The sequence below is a fragment of the Citrobacter sp. Ca225 genome (genome assembly GCF_030337175.1).
Taxonomy (GTDB): domain Bacteria; phylum Pseudomonadota; class Gammaproteobacteria; order Enterobacterales; family Enterobacteriaceae; genus Citrobacter_A; species Citrobacter_A amalonaticus.
The window spans coordinates 120,720-142,030 of sequence record NZ_JAOWCD010000049.1 but is presented as its reverse complement, the minus strand read 5'-3'; the positions used below and the strand labels follow the sequence as shown (position 1 = coordinate 142,030).

The 21,311-nt window shown below is 56.6% G+C and carries 11 protein-coding genes and 1 pseudogene; 2 read left to right on the top strand and 10 right to left on the bottom strand.

All coding sequences use genetic code 11. The annotated features are described in order from the left end of the window. The first annotated feature begins 181 nt into the window (after window positions 1–181). Window positions 182–1,504 (top strand): MFS transporter, encoded by a 1,323-nt coding sequence (locus OGW13_RS03335; RefSeq protein ID WP_287115636.1) that lies wholly within the window; start codon window positions 182–184, stop codon window positions 1,502–1,504. 45 nt (window positions 1,505–1,549) lie between these two features. Here OGW13_RS03335 and OGW13_RS03330 read toward each other — a convergent pair whose 3' ends face one another. Next, window positions 1,550–3,610, bottom strand: coding sequence for an AsmA family protein (locus OGW13_RS03330; protein WP_042998539.1), 2,061 nt, complete (start codon window positions 3,608–3,610; stop codon window positions 1,550–1,552). 77 nt (window positions 3,611–3,687) lie between these two features. Then, a complete protein-coding gene (gene pdeH, locus OGW13_RS03325; RefSeq protein WP_222167498.1) occupies window positions 3,688–4,455 on the bottom strand; it encodes a cyclic-guanylate-specific phosphodiesterase in 768 nt (255 codons plus the stop codon). Between the two features lie 232 nt (window positions 4,456–4,687). On the opposite strand from pdeH, the gene kdgK reads away from it, so the two are divergent. Further along, window positions 4,688–5,617, top strand: coding sequence for a 2-dehydro-3-deoxygluconokinase (gene kdgK / locus OGW13_RS03320; RefSeq protein ID WP_046401659.1), 930 nt, complete (start codon window positions 4,688–4,690; stop codon window positions 5,615–5,617). Window positions 5,618–5,712: 95 nt separating this feature from the next. On the opposite strand, the gene OGW13_RS03315 is transcribed toward kdgK, so the two are convergent. The 8 genes and pseudogenes from OGW13_RS03315 to bcsQ all read right to left on the bottom strand — a co-directional run bounded on the left by OGW13_RS03315 (window position 5,713) and on the right by bcsQ (window position 21,302). Next, window positions 5,713–7,206 carry a M16 family metallopeptidase gene (locus tag OGW13_RS03315; RefSeq protein ID WP_287115635.1) on the bottom strand — a complete coding sequence of 498 codons (1,494 nt, stop codon included), beginning with the start codon at window positions 7,204–7,206 and terminating at the stop codon, window positions 5,713–5,715. A gap of 222 nt (window positions 7,207–7,428) precedes the next feature. Then, entirely contained in the window at window positions 7,429–8,715 is a 1,287-nt protein-coding gene (gene dctA / locus OGW13_RS03310; protein WP_042323143.1) for a C4-dicarboxylate transporter DctC, read from the bottom strand. A gap of 175 nt (window positions 8,716–8,890) precedes the next feature. Next, the gene (hmsP, locus tag OGW13_RS03305) at window positions 8,891–10,879 is read right to left on the bottom strand and encodes a biofilm formation regulator HmsP (protein WP_072011089.1); all 1,989 of its coding nucleotides are present in this window, start codon (window positions 10,877–10,879) and stop codon (window positions 8,891–8,893) included. Window positions 10,880–10,971: 92 nt separating this feature from the next. Then, window positions 10,972–14,469, bottom strand: coding sequence for a cellulose synthase complex outer membrane protein BcsC (bcsC, locus tag OGW13_RS03300; RefSeq protein ID WP_287115633.1), 3,498 nt, complete (start codon window positions 14,467–14,469; stop codon window positions 10,972–10,974). Then, complete coding sequence (gene bcsZ, locus OGW13_RS03295; protein WP_058587427.1) at window positions 14,451–15,557, bottom strand: cellulose synthase complex periplasmic endoglucanase BcsZ; 1,107 nt, start codon at window positions 15,555–15,557, stop codon at window positions 14,451–14,453. Before bcsZ ends, bcsC begins: the two co-directional genes overlap by 19 nt. A 6-nt stretch (window positions 15,558–15,563) precedes the next feature. Beyond that, window positions 15,564–17,921, bottom strand: coding sequence for a cellulose biosynthesis cyclic di-GMP-binding regulatory protein BcsB (gene bcsB, locus OGW13_RS03290; RefSeq protein ID WP_054176509.1), 2,358 nt, complete (start codon window positions 17,919–17,921; stop codon window positions 15,564–15,566). A 10-nt stretch (window positions 17,922–17,931) separates the two neighbouring features. Beyond that, window positions 17,932–20,553: pseudogene (bcsA, locus tag OGW13_RS03285) on the bottom strand (UDP-forming cellulose synthase catalytic subunit). After that, entirely contained in the window at window positions 20,550–21,302 is a 753-nt protein-coding gene (gene bcsQ, locus OGW13_RS03280; protein WP_044267245.1) for a cellulose biosynthesis protein BcsQ, read from the bottom strand. The pseudogene bcsA and the gene bcsQ overlap by 4 nt, the downstream one beginning before the upstream one ends. Window positions 21,303–21,311: the final 9 nt, after the last annotated feature.

Sequence of the window (21,311 nt, the reverse complement as noted above, 5' to 3'; positions counted from 1 at the left end):
ACCAGTTTTATCCACTCATTTTTAAATTATGTGAAGCATTTCATGGACGAGAAATCGCAGGCGCAAACATTATCCGCTTTTTGCCTGATTTTTAACCATATCGAGCGATTGTTACAGATTGAAATGTCGCTTTTGCTGTGCGTAATATGGCCGTTCGTTCGCCAAAAAATAAGAAAATACTATGCAAGCAACCGCCACCACACTCGATAACGAACAGGAACATACTCCGGTCAATTCGCGCAATAAGGTCGTCGTCGCCTCGCTCATTGGCACCGCCATTGAGTTCTTCGACTTCTATATTTATGCGACCGCCGCCGTGATTGTCTTCCCGCACATCTTCTTCCCGCAGGGCGACCCGACAGCGGCAACGCTACAGTCGCTCGCCACGTTTGCCATCGCCTTTGTCGCGCGTCCAATTGGTTCCGCGCTCTTCGGCCACTTTGGCGATCGGGTAGGACGTAAAGTGACGCTGGTGGCGTCTTTGCTGACAATGGGGATCTCAACGGTGATCATCGGCCTGCTGCCAGGCTATGCCACCATTGGCATTTTCGCCCCACTTCTGCTGGCGCTGGCTCGTTTTGGGCAGGGGCTGGGACTGGGTGGTGAATGGGGCGGCGCGGCGCTGCTGGCGACAGAGAACGCCCCGCCGCGTAAGCGCGCACTGTATGGCTCGTTCCCGCAACTGGGCGCACCGATTGGCTTTTTCTTTGCTAACGGCACCTTCCTGCTGCTCTCCTGGCTGCTGACGGATGAGCAGTTCATGAGCTGGGGCTGGCGCGTTCCGTTTATCTTCTCAGCGGTGCTGGTGATTATCGGCCTGTACGTCCGCGTTTCCCTGCATGAGACGCCGGTTTTCGCTAAAGTGGCCGCCGCGAAAAAACAGGTGAAAATCCCGCTGGGTACGTTGCTGACTAAACACGTTCGCGTGACCATCCTCGGCACGTTCATCATGCTGGCGACCTATACGCTGTTCTATATCATGACCGTGTATTCGATGACGTTCAGTACCGCCGCTGCGCCGGTCGGTCTGGGCCTGCCGCGTAACGACGTGTTGTGGATGCTGATGATGGCGGTGATTGGCTTTGGCGTGATGGTGCCGGTCGCCGGTCTGCTCGCAGACGCGTTTGGTCGCCGCAAGAGCATGGTCATCATCACCACAATGATTATCCTGTTCGCGCTGTTCGCCTTTAAACCGCTGCTGGGGTCCGGCAATCCGGTGCTGGTCTTCGCCTTCCTGCTGCTTGGACTGAGCCTGATGGGGCTGACGTTCGGGCCGATGGGCGCACTGTTGCCTGAGCTGTTCCCGACTGAAGTGCGTTACACCGGCGCATCGTTCTCCTATAACGTCTCTTCGATTCTCGGGGCATCCGTCGCACCGTATATCGCCGCGTGGTTGCAGTCCAATTATGGTCTTGCCGCCGTAGGAACCTACCTGGCATCGATGGCGGCATTAACCCTGATCGCGCTGCTGTTAACTCACGAAACACGTCATCAGTCGCTGTAATCTTTACATGCCGGGTAGTGGCAACGCCTTACCCGGCACTGCGCATCACTTCTTCAACTGCGACAATATCGTCCGGCACTGGTTGGCGTCACCTTCTGACGGTGAAATCAGCGCCAGCAGCGCGGCGGCAGGCGTCACTAACGTCGCCAGCGCCGCGGCTACCGCGCCACGCGCAATCAACGGCCCGGCCTTTACCCCCGCCTGAGGGTTCTTAAACGTTCCGCGCACATACAACGGCGAACGCAAGGTAATAATGCGGATGCCTTTGCTCTCCGGGTCGATGGTCAAATCCAGCTGTTCGGAGGCAAAGCTCGCCGTCCCGGTGACGTTGATCAGCGCGTTTTCAGTGTCGAACGCGAAAATTTGTGGGCGCGCCACGCCGTTTACGATATCCAGATTCGCCGCCGCGCAGTTAACCCGCACTTCGTCATCGCCAAAGATCTGCCCGACGATGAAGTTCCCGACGTTCAGACCGACAATCTCCATCAGGTTGCGGCTAATCAGTCCGTCGTTCATCAGCAGTTTCAGGTTGCCGTTGCTGTTACCCAGCAGCGCCGCCACGGAATTCCCGGTCCCGCGAAATTCGGCGTCACCGCTCATCTCCCCCAGCGTTTTCTGCATCAGTTCAACGTCCGGCATCAGTTCTTTCAGTTTTAAACGCCGCGCCTGAATATCCGCACGCCCCTGCATTGGCTTTTTATCCCCTTCCAGATGGATATTCGCATTGATGCTGCCGCCCGCCAGACCAAACTTCAACGGTTGCAGACGCAGATCGGCATTCTGCAGAAGAATGTGGGTCGAGAGATCGCTGACAGGCAGGCTGCTGCCATGTTCAATACGCCGTCCTTTAAAGCGCACATCGGCATCCATCACGTTCCATTTGTCCGTTTCGAAGCGGTCATAAGGCAGTACTTTGTCCGCGGGTTGTACGCTCTTCTCGCCCTTTTTCTGTTCCGAACGCTGCGCTTTTTCTGTGCCTTTACCGGAATCGACGCCGATTAGCGGTCCTAAATCCGCCAGCCTGAGCTGGCGCGATTCCACCTCTCCTTCCAGCTTCGGACGCGGTTTCCCTGTCGTATAGGTCAGCGAGCCGTGAATATCGCTGTCGCCGATCCGCCCATTGAACCCCCGGTAGTCAAACACCGATGATGCGTTGGTATCGATTTTCGCCACCAGCCGACCGTCCGTTTCGAACGGCGGCGTATCCGGCAGCAGCACTCCCGTCAGATCGTACAGCTCACCCAGGGAATCCCCGGAGAATTTCAGTTGCAGATCGACGCCGCCCATCTTCATTGGGTCCTTAACCACGCCCACCAGCGCCACCCGGGTATTGCCGGAACGGAAATCGGCCTGTACCGGAAACGCTGCCCCTTCGCTACGCAGCGCCAGCATGCCGCCCATTTTTCCCGTTCCGGTGAGCGGTTCGCCGTTGTATCGCCCCTGCGCCTTCAGACCAAATACGTAGTCTTCAACCTTCGCGTTATCGCCTTTCGCTTTATTTCCCGTGACTTCACTGAACGGCAACGGTTTACCCAGCGGATCGACCAGGATCTCAATATCAGCTTTACTGACCTTATCGTCGATAGCGATCCGCCCCTGATCGAAGAGAATAGTGTCCAGCCGGAAGGACCAGTCAGACGGCTGCGCATTCGGGTCTTTGTTTTCGCTATTCGCGAGGTCGAAGGTCCAGTTATTGTTTTTCTCGGACAGGCGAATCAGCCGCGCATCGGGTTTCACCAGCTTGATCCACGGCAGCCAGACGGTTTTGCTTAACAGCGCCAGCGGGGCGAGCGTCGCGTCGACGCGGGGAAGGTGCACCATCGTCACTTCAGGAATGTCGGGGGGATTGCCGAGGATAATATCTTCAGCATGTACGTGCGGCCACGGCACCCAACTGCGCCAGCCGGTCTCCTGCTTCTGGCGTTCCCAGACAACGCCTAAATCACCGCGAATAGCGAACGGTCGGTTAAGTTCGGTAGAGACTTTCTGGTTGATGGTCGGTTTGAGGCGGTTCCAGTCAAATGTCGCTATCAACACGATAACGACCACGATCAACAACAAGAAAGTCCCTGTTATCACTGCAGTTATTTTTCCGGCTTTGGTCATAGTTAGCATCCTCACGTCTTTCCTTGCCTGTCCTAAAGATAGTCCAGCCAGACGGAGTTAGCGGAAACTGCCGGTTTTTACAGTGACAGAATGACCTCATCGAGGCAGGCGAACGGGACCGGGCGCGACAGAAAATAGCCCTGTGCGGCAAAGGCAGGAGAACGTTGTACGTCGCGCCACTCTTCCAGCGTTTCCACCCCTTCAACGATCACGCCGCGGCAATAGCGGTTCATCAGTTGCAGCAGCATGGTGAAGAGATTGCGCCCCTCTGGCGTCTGGCGAAGCATCACGAACAGTTCGCGCGCGACTTTGATGTAGTCATAACGGACTTCATTCAGCGCAGAGAAATTCGCCATCCCGGTGCCGAAATCATCCAGCCACAGCGGGCCAAATTCGCACATGCTGGCAAACGAGGATTCTTTTGGTAGATGGATATGTTCGACCAGCTCAAAACGCAGCCACGGCATCCGCTCAATCATCTGCACCATGTTGGGTTGCTGGCGCATGGCGAGGAGCGTCGGGCCATCGACATTCACAGAGGCCAGCAATTCATGACGCTGGAAAAAGTCGGTCTTCTGCTCCAGTAGCTGAAGTTGTTCTTTGACGATATCAATGCGATGGCGCACCGCCACCCCGGAAAAATAACGGTCAGGTGCGATACGTTGGGTTGGGTTGTCCGGATGTGTCACCACCGTCAACAGCTCAACGGCTAACAGGCGTCCGTCGGTCCGGTAAATCGGCTGATAAGTGTAAGCACGCTCGCACTGCAGCCAAAAGCGCCGATCCTGCAAGCTTTCAACGCTCGCCTCGGAATTGCTTCGCTGCTGGATAACCTGGTTTATCATCTCAGATGTCCCGTGATTAAGTGTGTTACTGCCCCGACTCGTCAAAGGTTATCGGCCTTCGGACGGAGAACTTTATGTTCAGCCTCGCGCAAAATCGAAAACGGTTTTGTAAAAATCAATGCAGAATACGGACTGGCTCAAAAAAAATTTTGGAACGTTGTTTTAATATGATTGACCACCTAACACCCACAGCGCACACTAACGCTAACTTTTTTTAAGCAGGTTCACGACTATGTCCAAAAAGATTGCCGTGATTGGCGAATGCATGATTGAGCTGTCACAGAAAGGCGCAGATGTTCAGCGCGGATTCGGTGGCGACACATTGAATACCTCCGTTTACATTGCCCGTCAGGTTGATGCTGCGGCGCTCTCCGTGCACTACGTCACGGCGCTGGGCACGGACAGTTTCAGCCAGCAGATGCTCGAGTCATGGCAAGGCGAAAACGTGGATACCTCGCTGACGCAGCGCATGGAAAACCGTCTGCCTGGCCTCTACTACATCGAGACGGACAGCACCGGTGAGCGGACGTTCTATTACTGGCGCAACGAAGCAGCAGCGAAATTCTGGCTGGAGAGCGAACAGTCAGCGGCTATCTGCGAAGAGCTGGCGACCTTTGATTATCTCTACCTGAGCGGTATCAGCCTCGCGATCCTGAGCCCATCCAGCCGCGACAAACTGCTGTCGCTGCTGCGAGAATGCCGCGCCAACGGCGGGAAAGTGATTTTCGACAACAACTATCGTCCGCGCCTGTGGGCCAGCAAAGAAGAGACCCGGCAGGTGTATCAGAAGATGCTGGAATGCACTGATATTGCCTTCCTGACGCTGGACGACGAAGATTTGCTCTGGGGCGTGAAGCCGGTTGAAGAGGTGATCGCCCGGACGCATGCCGCGGGTGTGCAGGAAGTGGTGGTGAAACGCGGTGCGGATTCGTGCCTGGTGTCTGTCGACGGTAACGCACCGATCGACGTTCCTGCGGTGAAACTGCCGAAAGAAAAAGTGATCGATACCACCGCCGCTGGCGACTCGTTCAGCGCCGGGTATCTGGCCGTTCGCCTGACCGGCGGCGATGCAGTTAACGCTGCCAAACGAGGCCACCTGACCGCCAGCACCGTTATTCAGCATCGCGGGGCGATTATCCCACGCGACGCCATGCCGCAGTAAGACCAACGCCGCAGGCGCGGCGTAAACGCCTTATCCGGCCCGGGAAACGCGTTCTTCCAGGCCGGATAAGCGCAGCACCATCAGGCAATCCACCCCTACCGTGCAGCCGGAATATCTGTCACTTCCGGATGCGCATCGTCCGTTTCTGCCGGTGTCGCCGCGGCAGTCACCGGCGCCATGATTTGATCCCACATCGCCTGCAACTCTTTCATGTTGAATTCCGGTTCGCCTTTCGGCTGTAGCAAAATCAGCGCCATATCCTGCGACAACTGCTGACGCAGATCCTGATTCAACATCTCAACGGTCAGGCTGTTCAGGAAGTCCTGACGCAAACGCTGGTACTGTTCAGGCGCGATATCCACGACCTGATTTTGCAGCGAGCGCAGACGCTGACTGATGAGAATATCGGTATCGGTACGAGCGTAGGTCGCAAACAGTTTCTGCAGTTCCAGATTCTTTTGCGCCACCAGGGCGTTGAACTCTTCTTCCGGCAGGCCGTTATCACGTACCTTCGCCAGTTCACGCGCCACGGTGCTCAGATTGGCGGAAATCTTGTCGTTTGGCGATTCGATGTTGATTGCACACTGGGCGCGCAGGAACAGCACGCGGCAGTCAAAGCCGAGGCCGATATCTTTCGCGTTGTTCTTACTCAGCGCCTGCTGGACGTGCCAGAACAGCGCCTCACGCGCTAAATCCGCGCGCCAGTAGCGCAACAGCGCGGCAGACTCGCGAATCGGCTGCCACGGCGTATCCCACATGACAGAGAGACGATCCTGGCGCACCGCGTCGGTCATAATGCTCACCGCCTCCGCACGCAACGGCGAGAGCGTCGGCACCGGCGCAGGGGTTTCACGTTTCCCTTTCAGTTCACCAAAGGTTTTGTTGATTTGCTCGGCCACCGACCGCGCATCAACGTTGCCGACAACAATCAGCGTCATCGCGTCTGGGGTGTACCACTTCTGGTAGAACTCATGCACTTTCTCCGCGTCCACCGGCATTTTTACCGGCTCGGCAGGATCGTGACCCAACAGCGCCGACCCTTTCAGACGATAGCGCCACCATCCGTCTTTCGTATCGACGGGCAGCGTGGTGACCATGTCCTCTGTGTTTAGCGCATGATTGACGACGTCGGGGGTGATCGTCAGTTTGCCCATCGTGTTCGCCAGATAGTTCAGCGACTCTTTCAGCAGGTCGTTGCGGTTATTGGGCAGGCTAAGATTGTACTGTGTGGAGTCGTAAGAGACGGTGACGGGCGGCATCGGACGTTTAGGGTCAAAACCCTGCTGCCACAGTGAACGTGCCTGCGCGGCATCAAGGCCGCCACTTTGGGTTAACGCAATACGGGGAATAAGATGACTGAAACCGCTCTGTTGAGTACTTTCGGCGAGCGAACCGGTATTTACCTGCAGGCGGACCTCGATACGGTCGCTGGGGCGCTGCGGGGTGGCTAACACTTGCCACTGTAAACCATTCGCCAGCGTCCCCTGTTGCCATGCTGGGTCAGGCTGGAGCGCATCTGCCTGCACATAGCCAGCAGTGGCCATCATCAGCAAACCGCCCGCTAAAAGTCGAATTTTTGTGCCCTGCATGTGAACCCCTGATCAACAATCCTGGTAATAAAAAGACAACCCCAGTTGGGCTTATCTGAATATGACGTTAAAAACACTTCGTGTTAGACCGCAAGAACATGAAAATGTCACGGACGAAGTGAAATAAACCCGATACCTCCATGTTGAAGGATTCGGGCCCAGGGGTCAATTATGCGCAGGAGCCCGCAGCCCCACAAGGGACTGCGGTCATAAGTATCGAAATTAAGAGGATATTTCGTGCGTTTTGCCTTCAGGTGCACGATTATTCAGCACATCATCAAGCTTCTTGTGGTCCAGTTCCTTCACCCACTTCGCGACCACGACCGTTGCCACGCCGTTACCGACCAGGTTGGTCAGCGCACGGGCTTCAGACATGAAACGGTCGATACCGAGGATAAGCGCCAGACCGGCAACCGGCAGATGGCCAACCGCAGAGATAGTGGCCGCCAGCACGATAAAGCCACTTCCGGTCACGCCCGCCGCCCCTTTCGAGGAGAGCAGCAGTACCACCAGCAGCGTAATCTGATGGAAGATATCCATATGACTGTTGGTGGCCTGGGCGATAAACACCGCCGCCATCGTCAGGTATATCGAGGTTCCATCAAGGTTAAACGAATAGCCGGTGGGAATCACCAGCCCCACAACCGACTTGCGACAGCCAAGCTTTTCCATCTTGTCGAGCATACGCGGTAACGCAGACTCGGAAGAGGACGTTCCCAACACGATCAGCAGTTCTTCACGAATATAGCGGATAAACTTAAAGATGCTGAAGCCTGTTGCACGGGCGATCGAACCCAGCACAACAACCACAAACAGGATACAGGTGATGTAGAAGCAAACAATCAGTTGCCCCAACTGCACCAGCGTACCCACGCCATATTTACCGATGGTAAACGCCATCGCCCCGAACGCCCCGATTGGCGCCAGACGCATGATCATGTTGATGATGCCGAAAATGACCTGCGAGAAGCTTTCAATGACGTTGAAAATCAGTTGGCCTTTGCTGCCCAGACGATGCAGGGCAAACCCAAACATCACCGCAAACAGCAGAACCTGCAAGATGTTACCGCTGGCAAAGGCGCCAATGACGCTGCCCGGGATAATATCCATCAGGAAGCCTACGATTCCCTGGTCTTTTGCCTGTTCGGCGTAAATCGCTACCGCTTTCGCATCCAGCGTTGCCGGATCGACGTTCATCCCGGCACCGGGCTGCACCACGTTAACGATGATGAGACCAATGATCAGCGCAATCGTACTGACAATCTCAAAGTAAAGCAGCGCAACTGCACCTGTACGGCCCACCGCTTTCATACTTTCCATGCCTGCAATGCCAGTCACGACAGTACAGAAGATAACCGGTGCGATGACCATCTTGATCAGCTTAACGAACGCGTCGCCAAGCGGTTTCATTTGTGCGCCTAATTCAGGGTAGTAATGGCCAAGGAGAATACCAATGGCAATTGCTGTCAGGACCTGAAAGTAGAGGCTTTTAAACAGAGAGATTTTCATAGGGTGTCCTTGAAGTAAAAACCACAGGTCTTATAAGGTTTTGGTTAACCTGCGGCCTTAAAATAACACCCAGACAACATCACAGAAATGCACCAGGATCATAATTGAAACAAAAATGTTAAAAACCTTGAGCTGGCTCGCACAAGCCGGACCTTTTTAAAGTATTGTAATCACATCAATTGTGCTTCAGATAACGTTCTTCGAAGGTTTCAGCGGGTACCGCACGGGCATAAAGGAAGCCCTGAGCGATTTCAACCCCCGCCTGCGCCAGCCATTCACGCTGCGCTTCGGTCTCGACGCCTTCCGCCACCATCTGCAAATTCAGACTGCGCGCCAGCAGGATAATCGCCGAGACCATGCTGTTATCTTCCGGCAGGCCATCGACAAACATTTTGTCGATTTTCAGCACGTCGATGGGCAGGGATTTCATGTGCTGGAGCTGGCGCAGCCCCGCGTAGCCCATGCCAAAATCGTCCAGCGCGATACGCACGCCGGCGTTACGCAACGGACGCAGTATCGCCACGGCGGCATGCGGGTCGTCGATCCGCCGACTCTCCGTCACTTCCAGAATGAGCGTACCCGGCTGGATACGATAACGATTTAACAGTTCCAGCATGTCTGACACCATATTCGGGTGCATCAACTGGAGCGCCGACAAATTGACCGACAGCGGCAGCGTGATCCCCCGTTCCTGCCAGGCAGCGAGCTGACGACAAGACTCTTCCAACACCCAGTGGCCCACGGTGACCATCAGGCCGCAGGACTCAATCCGCTCAATCAACCCTTCCGGCAATTCCCAGCTCCCGTCGGGCTGCTGCATACGCAGCAACGCTTCGGCGCTGACCACGTTGCCGCTGCTCATCTCCACCTGAGGCTGCAACCAGAGGGCAAAGCGGTGATTGTCCAGCGCGGTGAGAATATCGCTCTCCTCGGTCAGCCGTTTCTGGGCGATTGCCATCTGCTCAGGATCGAAGAACTGAATCTGATTTTTGCCCTTGCGCCGGGCGGTAAACGCTGCGGATACCGCGCGCCCATAGAGCTGTTCGGCGCTGAGATCGCCGTAATACATCGCCACGCCAATGCAGCAGCTTGGGCGAAGTTGGATCCCCTGCACCGGCAATCGCTCATTGATGATAGTGAGTACTTGCTGACCTAATGTGATCGCGTGCCACGGCTCTTTGACGCCGTGGGCGATAATGGCAAAATCGTAACCGCTGATCTGCGCGAGCACCATTCTCGGTGACAGCACCGATTTCAGTTTCTCCACCAGCGTCAGCAGCAGAATTTCCCGCTGCGCCTCTTTCAGCACGCCCGCCGTATCGCGCAGCGTTTCGCAGGTGACAATCATCAGCGCCGTGGTGTGCTGACGCGACACGACCTGCTCGAGCAGCCCCATCAGGAACGCTTTGTTCGGCAGGTCAGAGACCGGAAAACGCATCGCGTTATCCGTCTGCTCTTCGCTGTGGCGCTGGACCAGTTGTTGATTGAGGTTGTAGCTGCGCACCAGCAGACCAATCTCATCGTCATGATGCAGACGCGGCAACGCCAGCTGATGTCCAATCAAATCCTGTTGCGGAATGTTATTCAGCTCGCGGGCAATTTTGCGCAGCGGGTGCAAAATCAGGCGATTCACGCACCAGCTAATGGCGACTGTTAGCATCAGGGATAAAAGTAAGTAAATGGTCACTAACGTAGACAGCGTGCTCATCACAAACTTATACATGCGGAATGAGTCGGCCTGGAGCACCAGATATGCCAGCGGTTGCGGATTTGCAGGACGTTCAAGTGAATAGACAGGCAGCGAGATCTGCACCGGCAGTTCGAAGAGTCGGGTTATCATGACCGGAACGGGCCGTTCAGGGATAAAGCTCATGCGCAGCGCCTGAAACTGATTCGGTAGCACCACATCGGCCCGTTGCACCACCCCCGCTGGTTTGATACTGGCAAGAATTGCTTCAGCTCCGGGAATATCGGCTTTTAAAATTGAGGCAGACAGCGGTTCACGTACCGAACGGGCAATACTTTCCAGTTGCGTCGCCGTGTTGTAGCGGTTCTGCTGCACCAGATGAAACAGCAAAACGGTACAAAACAGAAACACAAACACCATGACAACGGCAGCCACCATTGCCATCTGCTTAATTGTTAACGAGCGACTGACGCGCAATATTGTCTCCCCCGGATATCCCAGATTGCCGCCCGAGTATACCCGATCGCGGCGGCATTGAGAGAGGCTGTGTCTGAAAAGGATTTTTCTGATTACCAGTCCGCGTAAGGCACCAGCGGCTGCGGCGGTAAATCCATATCGCCCTGCCAGCCTGCGGCGGAATAACGAACATACAGCAGTAAATGGCTAGGCGCGTAGTCTTTTGCCTGTTGAATATCCACCGCGGTCCCGACAAACCAGTTCGAGGTCACCCGACGCTCAATCAGCGCCCGCGCGGTATAACCAAAGCCCTGGCTGCTTCCACCACCGTTAGTTTGGTCGATGGCTTCCTGGTGGTAATCCGACGGAATCAGATTCAACAACGGATAACGCGGCATGGTTTTGGTGCGCGAATGCGACCAGGAAACCGAACCGCCCAGTTCCCAGGACCAGTTTTCCGTCCGCTGACGCCACATTACCGGCACCGCGAAGGACAGGTATTCCTGCGGACTGTAGTAGCCACCGTGGCCCAGCGAATAACCGCTCAGGTCTTTGTCGTAGTGCCAGATCATATTGTTCAGACCTACGGTGACACGGCGATTATTCTCGTTGATGATTTTGTAGTAGTAACCCGTCATCCACCGGACGCGCCAGTTATCCTCGACATTTTTCCCGGTTAACCGATCGGCGCCGAGTGAAGCCCAGACGCCGTTGGCTTCACCTTTGTCGTAGCTGAGGCTAATCCCGCCGCCATCGGCACGAACGCCACCCCATTTTTTACCGGTGTTGACGTCGTTGCTGTCACCGTTGTGGCTCTGCGCATCTTTCTGTCCGCCAAAGGCCAGCAGCGAACTGGAAATCGGACGGCGGTGCGCGTTCAGGGTATAACCCAACGGCCCAATGTCATTGCTGTAACTGACGCCGCCGACCACATCGACAACGTTGAAGCCTATCGGCGTGGTGCCGATATCCCAACTCCAGGTGTCATTCTTCCAGCCAACGGCGACGCTCGCCCCCGTGTCCGACTGACTGCGACTGCCGCTACAGTCTTCCAGCGTACAGGTGCCCCAGTTATTCTTGTAGCGACCATTGTCATCAGTCGAGAAGCTACCTGCATTCATGTTGACCAGATCGGTACGGAAGAACATACGACCGTCCGAATACGGCGCATCCACATGCAACATAGTGGTATGCGCTTTTAGATCAGAATAGCCGCCGGTACCGCTCGATCCCCAGTAGTCATGCTCCAGCGTGACGTTCAGATCCTGTTGACGATACAAATCCGCCGCATCGCTGCGCACGCCACGCTTCAGCCAGTCATCTTTTTCATCGTTACGGGTCAGACGGGTAAAGGTGTCATTATCCTGCGGACGCGTTGGCGTAATACCGGACGCCACCATCGCATCTTTGTACGTATCCAGCGCCTGTTGCGGCTCGCCGCTCTGCGCCTGGAAATGCGCGGCGTCACGCAGCACCATTGCGCTTTCCATTGATGGCGGCTGCGCTTTGGCCTGCGGAATCAACGTATTGAAGGTCTGTTGTGCCGCAGCGGTATCGCCAAGCTGCATTTGTGCCAGCGCGATTCGCCGCTGCATGTTGATTGACGGCGTCTGCGTTGCGGGCAGTTTTGCCAGTTGCGCTCGCGCGGCAGGCTTGTCGCCCTGGGCGATGTACACTTCCGTCAGCCCCAGCATCGCATCGACATTATCCGGTTCGCGCGCCAGCACGGCGTCGTATGAACCTCGCGCCGCATTGTATTCCCTGCGCTGCTGCGCCCAGTCGGCCAGCGTTAAATCGAGACGGGTGGAGGCAGGCTGTTGACGTAACAGCGCTTCAGCCTCGGCTTCCCGGCCGCTGTCGCGCAGACGATTCGCCGTTTCCAGCACCTGGTTGCTTTGCAGGCGATCGGCCAGTTCCTGAATGTTACTGTTCCACTGACTGCGCGGCAGGCTGTTGATATGCGCCAACGCCGCCCGATCCTGATCATTGCCGGACAGGTACAGCCCATACGCATACACCTGTTCCGGATCGTTGGGTTTCTGACGCGCCAGCGCGCTCATCTGCGCATCAGCCTGACTACGCTGCCCGGCCTGCCATAGATCGCGTGACAGACGATAGGTTATCCAGACGCTCCCCGGATCCAGCGCCAGTCGGCGGCGTTGCAGTTCCGCGGCCTGTGCCCAGTTGCCCTGGTTCTCCAGCGTTTCGGCCTGCTGCGCCAGACGATCGTTTTCCAGTCCGCGTTCAATATCATCAATGCTGCGACGCTGGCTGGCAGAGAGCGTGGCAATAAACGCGGAGGCTTTCTCCGGCGACTGCGCGCGATAGAGGTTTGCCAGACCGCGTACGGCATTGGTATTGCCGCTGTCCATGCGCAGCGTCTGCTGGTAATAGCGCTCGGCAGCCGGATAATCTTTCCGCGCCATTGCTGCATCGCCCAGCCCCAGTACCGCATAGCTGTCGGTATTGTCGATGTTTCTGGCCTGTTGATAGAGACGTTCAGCCTGGTCAATATTGTTGGCTTTGAGCGCGGCATCGCCCTGCTGAATCGCCAGCCAGTAACTGTTCACTTTCAGCAGGCTTTCCCACTTGCTGCGACTCCCGCTCTGCGGATCCATCGCCAGCGCTTTCTTAAACTGCGCAACGGCGCTGGCGCGATCGCCTCGCTGAGAGTAGGCCTGCCCCAGTGCACCCACGGCTTCGCTGTCGTTTTGGTTGGCTCTCACCGCCTGCTGTAATTCTGAAACCGCCCGTCCGCCCTGGCCTGCGTCGACTGCCGCCAGCCCCTGCGCACGCGCGCGGAATGTCGGATCGGAAAGCTGTTTTTGCTGTTCGCTAAGCTTACTGCGTGCCGCAGCCACGCTGTCCCCCTCACTGAATACCGTGAGGTATTTTTGCAACGCCTTCACGCTGGCATCGCTGACCGGCAGATCTTTGATCTGGGTGTACCAGATCGTGGACGCGGCATTCCGCCCGGTGTTGGATTTGGCCATCTGCTCCAGAACCACAAAGCCTTCGGCCGGGCGATCGTTATCAAACAACAGCTGTGCCAGCGTATTTTGCAATGTGTTATTGCCCGGACTGCGGGCGTTAATCGCCTTGAGCTGATTAATCGCCTGATTGCGGCGGGCCGGAATTTTTGCCACCGCGCTCCAGTACTCCACTTCCAGGTCGCCTTCCGGCGGGTTGCCCTTGAATAACTTATCATAGGCGGCAACCGCCTCTGCGGCATGCCCGGTTGTCGCCTGTAGACGCGCCTGCTGTAACGACTGACGCCCATCCGGCGTCGCTAACAGCATGGTGGTTTGCGACGATTTATAGGCATTAGAACCCGGCGCTAATTGAGAAAGTCGATCAAGCTGTTTCTGCGCGCCGTCGTTATCGCCCTGACGCAGCAGGTAACGAAAGCGAGCGGCAATGACGTCAGGATTATTCGGGTCCATCAGTTCGAGGCGATAGAGCGACTGGCGCACCAGATCTTCGCGGTGCGTTGCTTCTCCCAGCCGCACCTGCTCCAGCAACTGCTGTTGCGCCGACGGCGCGGCGTCGGCAAAGGGCATCAGGGCAATGCCGAGTGAAACCCCGAGTAAACTTAATTTGAACTTGCGCATTCCTGGCCCCAGTCAGGTAGTAACTCACCTTTGGCGGTGAAGCGATAACGATGCTGATCCCACCCTTGTCCGAAGAGGGTTAGCACGTAGCTGTAATAGGCATCGCTGCCGGGGAAATGGTCTGTTACGCGCTGTCGCTGCACCGCTTGTGCGTCGCGGTTTTGCAGGAAAGGCAGTAAGGCCGCAGAAAAGCCTACCGGGCCATTGCCCTGCGCTTTGCCGCTGGCGACGTCCACTTTCTCCGGCGGGAGACCGTTTTTAGTTGTCAGGGTTGCCATCGGTTTGAATTTTGCCAGCAGCCGTGCTTTCTGCGGGTCGCCGTCATGCATCATGCCCACCCACAGATAGACGCGAATCGCGTCGTAACTGCTGACCAGCGTTTTCTCTGCCTTCAGTTGCCAGCCTTTGTTTTTCTCGTAACGAACCCAGTCCGGTGAGAAACCTTTCGGCGCCGTTTCTAACAGCAGTCGCTGGTTGGTTTCACGCAGAGTGGACCATGGCGCGCCGAAACGGGTGAAATACTGCGCCAGCTGCGGTGGCAGATAGCTCGGATTAAAGCGCCAGGTGTTGGCGTCGGCAAAACCAATCTTGCCGGGTAACAGCATGGAGCCCAGCCCCGGCACCGTCACCACTTCTTCGCTGGCAATGCGTTTCAACAAGGCTTTGCCGATCTCGGTATAGCGCGGTTCTTTCCACAAGCGTCCCGCCTCCAGCAGCGACCACGCGATCCAGATATCACCGTCAGAAGCAGAGTTGCTATCCAGCACCGCCCAGGTGGAGGGATCTTTCTGCCCCCACAGCCAGGCGGGCAGATGATCTTTTAGTGAACCTTGTGCCAGATTATTCTCTGTCCATGCCAGCAGCGTATCAAAAGCCTGGCGATCGTTAGCGGCGAGGGCAAAGAACATCGCATAGCTTTGCCCTTCCGAGGTGGTGATTTTGCGTGCGTCGCTGGGATCAATCACCCGCCCTTCCTGACTGATGTAATCCTTTTTAAAGTGATCCCACTCAGGCCAGGTACAGGCCGCCTGTACACTCAGCGCGGCCAGCATTAACACCATGACTATCCCACTTCGCAACGCGTTCATTATTTATCACTCATGATCCGGATCGAGACGGCGGCGACTGATGATGCGCAGCAGACGCCACAGCACCCAGGCCAGTAATACCACACTGATCGCCGCCAGCACCGCTAACAGCACCGGATGGTTAGCCAGCGCGTACCACAGACGTTCAAACCACGGCAGGTGACCCACATAGTAGATCTCGCCGACGCGTAAACTGCTCACGCCAGATTCACGGATCACCGAGACGGAACCAAACATCGCCGCCCGTTTGCCGCTGTCATTGATGGCCTGGTTCAGCAACTCATAGCCGCGCGGACTATCCGCCAGCAGCGCCACCACGCTACGCTGATCGTGAAACGGCGACTGGAAGCCGACGACCGCTGCCATCGGTCCACTCGACGTTACCGTCGCCTGCGCATCCGCTTTGCGATCGGCTTCATCCGGCATGATGCTCGGGAACGTCGTCTGGCGCATTGGGGTTTTCACCCAGCTTTCTGCCGCCTGAACCAGCAGGTCGATACGCTTGTCGTCTTTCAGTTTGTCCGGGATCGAGCCGATAATCAGGATGTCCGCATCTTTGCCCTGAATCTGGCTGCTGTCATCGGTGATAGTCAGGTTAATCGCCGGGAAGCCGGTTTGCGCGCCAATAGTGCCTGTCGCGTCGAGCAGTGTTTCCATCTGCGCTTCGTTCGGCGTTTTCGGCATCACGGTGAGGGTTTCCGACAGATCCGCCATGCGGCTGAACGGGAAGCCCGCGTTCGCAAACGCGCGCAGATCCGGCATCGCTATGAAGTGGTAGTACTTCGAGAAGTCGATGGTGGAGTCGTCGCCAATCACCACATGGTTCGGCACCGGCTGGAAGGTAATACAGTTTTCAACCGAGCCGCCCGGCATCGGGTTCATGTACTCGAAGTTAAACCGCAACTGGTTCATCGCGCCCAGCTTCAGCGCCGGAATGGCGACATCCGTTTTCCCGTCCAGCAGTCCTTGCAACACCGGCAGACGCAGCAACAGACGATTGCTCTTCTCATTGCTGGTCAGACTAAAGGCTTGCAGGAACTGGTTATTCAGACTGATATCCATGCGCGAACTGTCTTTGGTCGGCGGCGTGGTGTAACGGTAATTGAGATTCATATCAATACCGGTACTGCGCAGCAGATAGAGATCCGGCGGCAGGTTCAGCGAGACGTTGATCGCGGCAGGTTCCATCCCGGTGGACTGCAACTGCTCTTCATAGGTTTTCAGTTCACCGAAGGTGACCGGGCGATCGGTGCGCACCCAGTTTGGCGCATCGTACGGTTTACGCGGCAGCAGCGGTTTCACCTCGTTGACTTCCACACGGCTCCCGCGGAAGAGAATATTGCCCTGGGCGATCCCTTTCGCGGCCTGCAGCAGATCGTTGTCGTCACGACCGAACACCACCAGCAGTTTCACGTAAGGGTTATCCGGATGGCTGATCATTTCGATCACCGGCGCTTTCACCGGCGGATGTTCACGCAGGAAATCAGGTCGCTTGTCGTTAGTGGCAAAGACGATCGCATTACGATCTGGCAGCGTGTTGTACAGCACCGGGAAGTGCTGGCCTCGCCAGCCCGCCCGGGAACCAAACCAGGATGATACGATCGACGCCGCCTGTTGCAGGGTACGATCCGGCGAGCCGGCAAAGACCATGGGCAGCGTCACCGCGCGGTTGTCGCGTGGATCGAAGAACGGTACCGGGAAGTGCGAGAGATCGTTTTGCACTTCCAGCGTCTGGTAGGTGAGGTCCAGCATGCTGCTGCGACCGACGTCCAGCCACAGCGTACTGCTGGCCGGGTTTTCACAAACTTGCTGATAGTGGCCGACAAACTCCAGCCGCACACGGTTAAAGTCGGTGATAAACAATGGGTTGATCGGCATTTGCGCCAGCGTCTTTTTGCCCAACTGTTCCTGGGTGACCGGCAGCACGCCCATCAGCTCATCGTTCAGATAGACCTTGAGCTGCGACTGTATCGGCAGCAGGGATGGCGACGGGGTGTACTCCAGATTCAGCACGGCTCTGGAGACCACTTCATCGCTACGCATGCCAAATTCAATACTGCCATTAGGGTTCACGCCACGCAGCACCATGCTGCCCGGCGGCGGCGCGATCTGCGCAAACGTCAGTTTCACGTCACGGGATGGGCCATTTTGCGCCACAATCGGCGCATCAGCTCCCTGAACGCCCGGCATCACCTGACCCACCGGCTGATTTTCATCTGCCTGTGCAGGGGCGGCCGCCGCCGGGGCCACGGTTGGCTCAGTGTTTATCAATGGTTGCGTTGCCGGCGTCGCATTCGTCATGAATGAAGGGATTGCGCTCATCCCCATTGCCACTGCACAAATCCAGGAAAGTTTTCTTTTCATCGCGTTATCATCATTGTTGAGCCATAACCTGATCCGGCTGTTGCACCGCCACCTCGTCCTGCTCCGGACGGCGTGGAATGAACGACACAACCCAGGAAACCAGAGAAGTCAGAGACCGGAAAACTATTTTCACGGAAGATGGGGAGAATTCCGCAAGATGGCGATAGCCACGGAAACCCAGCTTCAGAATATCCAACAGGCTTTCCAGCGGCTTATCTTCCGGATAGCTGTCCTGCCAGAGCGCCCATGTATCAGCACGGGCAAACGTACACTGCACAAAATCGATATGCTGTTTGGTGGTCAGCGGCATCAGTTGCAGCCCCACCTGTTCACCCCAAACGCGCGCTACCTGTGTCGGGAAGACATATTCCTGCTGGCCGCGTTTGAGCAGTAAATTCACCTTCTGCCCTTCCAGCACCTGGGCCTGACCGTTGATCTTGATCCCCAGACCGCCGTCGGAGAAATCATGGACGGTGCACGAGAACAGATGTCCGTCCTCACGGGCAATCGCCGCTGGCATAGAAATTTCAACACGGTGTGAGCGGCGAACCTGTTTACTTTCAACCGATACCGCCACCGCGCCGCCGAGGATAATCAGGTTGTAGAACACCCACACCAGGCTGACGATAACAGTCAGCATTTCGTTTTCCGGCCCGTAGAAGTAACGCCAGACGCCGACCGCCACACCGAACAGGTTAAGCAGTACCAGGTAGATGTACGGACGGGAAATCACCCAGTCGACATACTCTTCTTCTACCAGTCCGCCCTTTGCAGTGACGTTAAACTTCCCTTTGTGCGGGTTAATCAGCGCCACCAGCGTCGGCGGCGCAATGTATCAGGCCAGCACCGTTTCGTAGATCTCACTCCAGAAGGAGTGGCGGTACTTGCCCTGAATCTTCGAGTTGGTCAGGCTGGCATGAACCATGTGCGGCAGGACGAACAGCGCAATCATCAGCGCGGGCGCATAGATGATGTAAGCATGCAGTAGCAGGAACGCCAGCGGGGCGGTCAGGAAGATCAGCCGTGGAACACCTGACAGGAAGTGGAACATGGCATTGACGTAACATAATCGCTGAGCGAACTTCAGCCCCTTGCCGGTCAAGGGGTTATCGAGTCGGAAAATCTGTACCATTCCGCGCGCCCAGCGAATGCGCTGACCGATGTGAGCAGATAAGCTTTCGGTCGCCAGCCCTGCCGCCTGCGGAATGCGCATGTACGCGGAGGTATAACCGCGACGGTGCAGACGCAGCGACGTATGCGCATCCTCAGTCACCGTCTCAACGGCAATACCACCAATTTCATCGAGCGGTTTACGGCGAATCACCGCACAAGAACCGCAGAAGAAGGTGGCATCCCACATGTCATTACCGTCCTGTACCAGACCGTAAAACAGCGTGCCTTCGTTTGGCGTCTTGCGAAAACGCCCGAGGTTACGTTCAAACGGGTCCGGGGAGAAGAAGTGGTGCGGCGTCTGCATCATCGCCAGCTTCTTGTCTTTCAGGAACCATCCCATCGTCATTTGCAGGAACGAACGCGTCGGCACGTGGTCGCAGTCAAAGATCGAAACGAACTCGCCTTTGGCGTATTTCAGTGCATTGTTAATGTTCCCGGCTTTGGCGTGCTCATGGGTGGTGCGGGCGATATATTTCACCCCCACGGTCTGGGCGAACTGGCGGAACTCTTCACGTCCGCCATCGTCGAGGATCCAGATATTGAGCTTATCTTTCGGCCAGTCGATACCCAGCGACGCGTAAATGGTGTTCTTCACTACGTGCAGATCTTCGTTGTAAGTCGGCACAAAGATATCGACCGACGGCCACTGCGACATATCTTTTGGCAGCGGCACCGGCTGGCGGTTCAGCGGCCAGACGACCTGGAAGTAACCCAGCACCAGCACAATCCACGCATAGGTTTCGGCAAACAGCAGGATCAGCCCGCAGACCAGACTCACCGGATCGTCCCAGTTCAGCGTGGAGGTATAGCGCCACCAGATATAGCGGCACGATACCGTCAGCGACAGCACAATCAGCATCAGCGCGGAGAAGCGCCCCGGCATGCGGCGCACGATCAGCGCAACGCCCCACAGCAGTATCAGGAAGATGAATTGCGCCAGCGGGTTAAACGGCTGGGTCACGCATATCAGCGCCAGAATCAACGAAAAAGTGACAATAATCCCGATGATAAAGCGACGCGCGCCAGAGCTCAGGTGACCAAGCTCTTTTTGTTTATCCAGGTGCGTGGTGTTTTGCGTCACGCGTCCCGGTAGCGCATCCATCCACTGGTGATAACGCCCTCTGACGCCTTGCAGACGGGAGAAGGTTTGCCAGCGAGGCTGCGTCGTCTCCTGACGCGGCGAGGTCGCCATCAGCCAGAGGGTCTGAATGGCATAACGGGCAGGATCTAACGGGCGCGGGCGCGCGGCGTTGATATGAGGATAGAGCACTTTACGCTCGGCACGGATACGCTGCCAGCGCGGGTGCTCCAGCGGGATGAAGACCCATGCGAGAATCACCCACAGGCAACCCAGCGCCGCGCTGAAAGGCGACGCGCCATGACGACGATAACCCTGATAGCGCTCGCTTAAGCGGGCGCTCACCGGCGGAATAAGCAACCACCGGGACAGGACACTCATGATGCGCTCCCGACAGGAGTTTTTTGACCTGCGTAATGTAATAAACACCAGTTTGCCAGCGTCAGCACTTCTTCTGCGGCCAGTGAGTCACTGCGGTATTCCCCCAACGGCTGTTTGGCCGCCATGCACTCAGCCATCGCTTCATCGCGGTGAATCACCATCGGCAGCAGACGACGCTGACTCTGTAGCCAGACCTGGTAGAGATCGTCCTGCAACTGGCTGCCAACACGTAAGTCGTTAATTAAAATATGCGCGCCCGCCGGCAGCGATTGCTGATGCAAACGGACATGGCAGTTGGTGTCGGCTTTGACAATCGCCAGCGTGTGGTCGCACTCATTGACCAGTTGTCGGGTTAACGGCGCGGAACCCGGCGGCAGATCCAGTAAAATCCATGAGTAACGCCCACTCTCTTTCAGCGCACGGATGCCCGCCGCGATGCCGCCCAGTCGTTCCAGCCAGCGGTCAGGATATTCCCGCTCCTGCGCCGTCAGTTGACCAAACGGCAGCAAATCAAGCTGCGAGGTATAACGCATCCCGCCTTCCTGCCAGTCACGACCATCAAGTATCGCTCTGGCCCAGCCGTCGCGATGAGAAAAATCGACGTTGAATGACAGGCGCAACAAATTATCGGGGCTGGTATCCACAACCAGGACGTTTTCCCCTAATAATTGCAATGACCAGGCCAGTGCAGCCGCGATCGACGTCGTGCCCACTCCGCCTCGTATGCCCTGAAGTCCCAGAATGGCCATCCACGGCTT